Origin of the sequence: Flavobacterium sp. (assembly GCF_029242675.1) — a bacterium.
Taxonomy (GTDB): Bacteria; Bacteroidota; Bacteroidia; order Flavobacteriales; family Flavobacteriaceae; genus Flavobacterium.
In genome coordinates, this window is record NZ_JAQWTM010000439.1 from 1 (window position 1) to 5,406 (window position 5,406).

A 5,406-nucleotide genomic window follows, 5' to 3' on the forward strand; every position below is an offset into this window, starting at 1 on the left:
ATCCTTTTTCACAAATGTATGGCAAGCACCAATCAGTTTTGGGAGGTTGCGCTATTCTAGTTTCGAATAAAGAATGGATCGATACACACCCTGAAACCTTAAAGTGGATTGTGGATTACATGAACGATGTCTTGACTAAATTTTCGGTAAACAGGCATGATATTATGCAGGCTGATTTAGGACACTCGTGGCAGGCATTTACCGCCAGGATTTTAGCCTTACTTTGGGTAAATGATTCGACTAACAAAGTTTTTAGAAGGCTACTTGGAATTTTAATCCTTAAATCATCGTATGCTACTTTAGAACTTTTGTTCGCATCAATATCGAAACACCTAAAATGGAGCAGTGAAGACTTTATACAGGTTCAAAACCTCGCAATCCTATGGAGCCTGGCCTTGGATAAAGACAATAGAAAAGATTATTCAAAGACAACTACCGGCAAAATTGGAAAAGAATTTAAAGGTTTTAATCTTAATAAACATTCAGCGGCGATTTTAGATGATTTTATCAATGGCAAAACAATGGGAGCTTTACTGGACTGGTCAGAACTAAGACTTATGTTACCTAAAAGAAAAAGGAGGAACTATGGATATGACACAGATCCCGGAACCGGGAATGAACCAGGCATTGATATGGAAATGATTAAGCATGTTTTTGGCTCACTTCCGAGACTCAACACAGTTGATAATGAAGAACGTGAATACGTGCTGTTGTTTTGGAAGCAGATTGTCGGTCAAATCATTTTCGAATTGGGAGAAGTCATAACTGATTTGCAGGAAAGAAGGGATTCACCGAGTGGATTTCATTTTTGGGCTATGGATTGTATAGCTGAAGAGCTGTCTGAAATTAAACTGGAAGACAGTTTGCAACCTGAAACTTATTGGAAACCCATTTTTGATTATGGTTATTCGGCCGGTAGGTGGATAGATTATTTTTGCATGCGTTTCTTCACTTTTAACATTGCAAAAAAGGAAAGACACGGTGCTTTTTTTGAAGAATGGCTTAAGATGATTGCTCACGCTCATTCCTGCGATACCTGGACTTTAAAAGGAAGATATGACAGAAAGGAAATATGGGAAGCTTTAATAGGTTTGACCGATACCATTCTCCCTTATTGGAAAAATGAAGATTATTTGGATTTCTTTGCGAGAATAGTTCCGGAAAATATTAAATGGGCGCAAAAGCATGTTGGTAATCAAGATATTATTTATAAAATAATATACATTCTAAAAACAAAACCAGGCCTTACAGTTATAAAAGACGGACTTGAAATAATAAACAGCTACCTGAATTTAAGAAAGGCCGCAGATAAACTAGAAACCCCTAAAGGTTACGTACGAGTAGATTTTAAATATGAAGATTCATTAGCCACAACTGCAAGTTTTCTTTGGGAAGACCACAAAGAAATGATAAATAGTGACGGTACTATTTTAAAAAATTTTAAAGAAATAGTAACGTTCCTTGTTGCAAGGCAGAATGCTATTGGACTTGAGTTACAAGACAGGTTGTTGTCATAAGTTATTTACTTTTGGATGGCAGCACAAAACGATTAAATAAAATGTTCAATATTTGATAATAACTTCAAATCGATTTATTTTTAATTAGGTTTTTCAAATCTTCAAGCATTTTTATTTCAACCTGACCGGTTAATTCGTCCTTGATGTAGTAAATCAGATGCATTTTATCAAGCTTGAAAAGAATCTTAAAGCTATAATCTAAATCTAATTTAATGATTTCATGGTATATCCGATTCCAAGTTTTTAAATAATAAATTGCTTTGAGAAAATTCATTTCATCTTTATTAAGTTCCTCCCATAATTGATACTTAAAACATAGTCTCATCCAAACAATTTTAGTTTGCTTATGATCAAGCTTTTTACAAAATTCATTTGCGCTTTTCCTGCATGTACCACAAAAGAAATAATAATATAGATTCTCTAAAACTTGATTTGCTCTCGTTCTGTTTTCTATAATGGTTATGTTTTTATTACCACATGCTTTACATTGGTTAAAATCAATGTATGACTTACTATTTGCTGCAATAGCTGAGATTTCCTTTACGGATAACTCAAATCTTTTAGCCAGTTCATCAACACGATAGGTAAATAGTCCCTCGACATTTTGCCAATATGCTTCTGAAATCTGTTCTGAAATGTCAGAAGTGTCGGAACTCTTAATAGTATGGATTTTAGGTTGCTTCATATAAAAATTTGCCAATGGCAAGTTAATCAAATGAAAAGCCTTCAGGGAAAACCCAACCTATAAATTCAACTTCATTGTAAAAGTTCATTATGACAGCAAATGTGTCCTGTGCTTCTAAAAATTTATAACTAAACACCTCCGGGTTCCTAAAATAGCCTTGTGTAAACAGTTGCAGATGCACATCTTCAAGTAAGTACTCAACTATTGCAGGATTATTTAAAACTTCTCTGTGAATAAATTTGGTAACGCTCTGGATAATTCCTTTTGCGGGTTTTTCTTTATGGTAAAAATATATTCCCCTAATAATTTTTTCAATGAAAAGCTGCGATTCGTTATGATCCAGTTCAATCAAAAGATTTCTTTTGCCGTTTATCTTTACTACAGAACTTTTATTGTTTAAGTCTTTAACGAAAGACTCTTTTTCTTTTCGATCTAAACCACGGATAACTCTATCATTAAAATCATTAACTGCAATTTCGTTGGTGCCAAACATTTTGATAAAAATCTGAAATTTTTCGTCCAAGGAAGAGTATTTATTATTGTGCTCAACACAGGAAGGAACTGTTACAAGATTTTCCCTAAACCCTTTTGGGAAGAATGTAAAAGGTGGAACATGTTCTTTTTTTTGAGTTTCAGATGTTAACTCAATACCACACCAATAGCATATTTTAGGCAAGTTATTTTTCATAAAATCAAGGGATAATCAATTATTGCCTTCCAATTATTGGATTGATTCTATCTCTTAGAATTTTTTCGAATTTAGACATTACCCAATCATAATTTTGTGTTGGGATATTTATAAAACTAACCCTAAAAACTTCGTTTTGCATATTCTCTCTTACCTTTAGTTTTAAGCCTGTAGTAGGCTGTTCTAATTTTAGGTGAATATGCTCATAAAGCCTGTCTTTGATTCTTTTTGATTTGCCAATATATAAGGGAATCCATTCATTTAATTCTATGTGTTTAGCGAGTCTCATTTTCTTTGGGTTTGAAACCCATCGCCTCAAATAGAGTGGATCTTGCCATCTAAAACAAAATTCTTCGGACCATTCTTTGAATACATTATATTTTAAATCGTTCTTAATCTCTATCAAATACAGCCCCTGAAAATTTAATTTTTCCCAAGGTATAGTTTCAAGATTATTCATTGAGAATTCACATAGTTGCTCAAATCTCAAAGATTGTGCATACTCCTGTAATTCAATATGTACCGCAGTTATTTTTTTGTCAATTGCTTCCATTTTATGATGTTATAATATAAAATCTTTATTAAAATAATCTTTGATGACTCTTATTTTATTTTTTGGAACACCAAATTGTTTATGGAACCTGTCGAATATATCATCTGGATTTGGATTAAGAATAATTATCTCAGGGTAATCTTTTCGCTTATTAAAAGCAGAGGTAAATAATTTGTCTGATCGAATATCGGTAATAGGAAATGAATAACCAATTATATAAATTTTATCTGCACTAACCAATCTATCCCTTGCTTCTGTCCACAAATTGTGAAATAAATCTCCAAATGAATCATATTCTTTATGTTTTACAGGTGGAATTATCAATGGCATAGAGGTAAGACCAGAACTACTGGAAGTTCCTTCAGGAGCAAATGGATTTTTGATTCTCATCGACATTATCATCATACCATCAGGAGCAGGTTTACCTTTTATAGGTAAATTTGGAGGATAATATCCATATGAGAAATTCTCATATCCATCCATAAATCGCCCAGCAAAACAATCATAAGGATTTAGAGTGCTTTCATATATAAAGAATTTATCCGTATCAATTTCCTGCATTAACTCCATTTTTCCGTTTTCGGGTAGATTATGGCTTGTTAACCAATTACTTGAACCATGCAATTTTAATAAAACCGGAAAGCTTAAAGATTTTTTGTCATCTTCTACATTTTTCCATGTATTTCTATATATTGCTACTGGGCTTACAAAGTAGCCAAAATCGGTATTCCAATCTGAAGTTTCATTTAACGCTCGATCCATTAAAGTATCCCAGTTAAATGTTATAATTGAATCTTCATTATCAAGTTGTTTTGCTAAAGCAATATGGGATTCTGAAATTGAACCATTTTGAATTTCATTAATTACACTTATAAATAAAAAAATAAGTTGATTATAAGATTTTATTACTGTGATGTTGTTAGAACCTAACTTGAAATTTTTTCGCTGTAATTCTTGATATAATTTTTCCTGTATCTCTGTATGTAATGCTTCAATATCTCCATTGTAGTTTAGAAAATCTAATATATCTGCATTATTTATTTCTGAAATATAATGAAGCAACTCACCTATTAAAACCCAAGGATTTTCAGCAATATCCAGTTTCCTAAAGGTTTTAAAAAAATCATTAGCAATTGGCATCTTAATGCCCGTTTTTGAGCCTTCATAACTTTTGGAAGCACCAGCTCCAAGAATGATAACTTTTTTCATATTTGAATTCAAGGTATAAGGGTTAGTAGCTAAAGTAAGTATTAATTTCGACTTATTAAATCGGCCAAACTTTCTAAATTAGCACTTAGTTGCAACGCATAATTTGTATATGTTACGACATCAATATCAATTAGATTGTCTCTTTATCAGAAATGAAGTTTTCAAGAAATATATTTAAGTCAACTTTTCTACGGTCACCGTGATTTACTACTAAATTAGAATCTTTTTTGGCTTCTACATAAAATACTGGAAGATCTGTTCTTTCCTCATTTAACTTTGCAATTGGATTTTCAAACAATCAACAACCAATTATTCCATCAGGGATATATTTTGCCTGACGTTCGATAGTTCTGTGAAGCGACTGAGTACTTAATTGTATCTGAAATGTAATTGGTTTACCATTATTGGGTAAGAAGATATCTGCTCTCCAATCCTGACCTTTGTATTCTTGTTTTACTTCAATTCCTATATTCAGGCATGTATTGACAATTTCCATGTGTGTTCTGTTATGCTTTGTTATGTATAGTGGCTTATCCATTTCTATTTTGATGATAAAACAGGTAATTGTTTATTATCAAATATACATATCTTCTCTTTGTATTTACAAACTAAAAGTTAAGCTACATTGTTGTAAATATTTAAGTTATTAAAGAAAATATTTACGCTCAAAAAGCAGAAATATTTGAAGAGACTGAAAGTCCGATTAAAAATCTTAATTTCTCATATAACTTTTTAGTTATGAATTTTAAAAATA

6 protein-coding genes are annotated in these 5,406 nt (G+C 31.9%); 1 reads left to right on the forward strand and 5 read right to left on the reverse strand.

The genetic code is table 11. From position 1 onward, the window contains the following. The coding region (locus P8M54_RS16025) for a hypothetical protein (protein ID WP_300289048.1) at window positions 1-1,517 on the forward strand (1,517 nt) is incomplete at its 5' end. 64 nt (window positions 1,518-1,581) lie between these two features. On the opposite strand, the gene P8M54_RS16030 is transcribed toward P8M54_RS16025, so the two are convergent. The 5 genes from P8M54_RS16030 to P8M54_RS16050 form a co-directional block, all read right to left on the reverse strand. Next, on the reverse strand, window positions 1,582-2,202 hold the full coding sequence (locus P8M54_RS16030; RefSeq protein ID WP_300289049.1) for a hypothetical protein: 621 nt from the start codon (window positions 2,200-2,202) through the stop codon (window positions 1,582-1,584). Between the two features lie 22 nt (window positions 2,203-2,224). Continuing rightward, window positions 2,225-2,890, reverse strand: a complete 666-nt coding sequence (locus P8M54_RS16035; protein WP_300289051.1) for a hypothetical protein — start codon at window positions 2,888-2,890, stop codon at window positions 2,225-2,227. A gap of 19 nt (window positions 2,891-2,909) precedes the next feature. Then, entirely contained in the window at window positions 2,910-3,443 is a 534-nt protein-coding gene (locus P8M54_RS16040) for a hypothetical protein (protein ID WP_300289052.1), read from the reverse strand. 9 nt (window positions 3,444-3,452) lie between these two features. Continuing rightward, window positions 3,453-4,652: an SIR2 family protein gene (locus P8M54_RS16045; RefSeq protein ID WP_300289053.1), complete on the reverse strand. Its 1,200-nt coding sequence runs from the start codon at window positions 4,650-4,652 to the stop codon at window positions 3,453-3,455. A gap of 298 nt (window positions 4,653-4,950) precedes the next feature. Then, window positions 4,951-5,190: a hypothetical protein gene (locus tag P8M54_RS16050; protein ID WP_300289054.1), complete on the reverse strand. Its 240-nt coding sequence runs from the start codon at window positions 5,188-5,190 to the stop codon at window positions 4,951-4,953. Window positions 5,191-5,406 lie beyond the last annotated feature (216 nt).

Bases quoted from the DNA above. Each gene is read 5' to 3' on its own strand.
- P8M54_RS16030 (WP_300289049.1), bottom strand. From the start codon at position 2,202: ATGAAGCAACCTAAAATCCATACTATTAAGAGTTCCGACACTTCTGAC.
- P8M54_RS16035 (WP_300289051.1), bottom strand. From the start codon at position 2,890: ATGAAAAATAACTTGCCTAAAATATGCTATTGGTGTGGTATTGAGTTA.
- P8M54_RS16040 (WP_300289052.1), bottom strand. From the start codon at position 3,443: ATGGAAGCAATTGACAAAAAAATAACTGCGGTACATATTGAATTACAG.
- P8M54_RS16045 (WP_300289053.1), bottom strand. From the start codon at position 4,652: ATGAAAAAAGTTATCATTCTTGGAGCTGGTGCTTCCAAAAGTTATGAA.
- P8M54_RS16050 (WP_300289054.1), bottom strand. From the start codon at position 5,190: ATGGATAAGCCACTATACATAACAAAGCATAACAGAACACACATGGAA.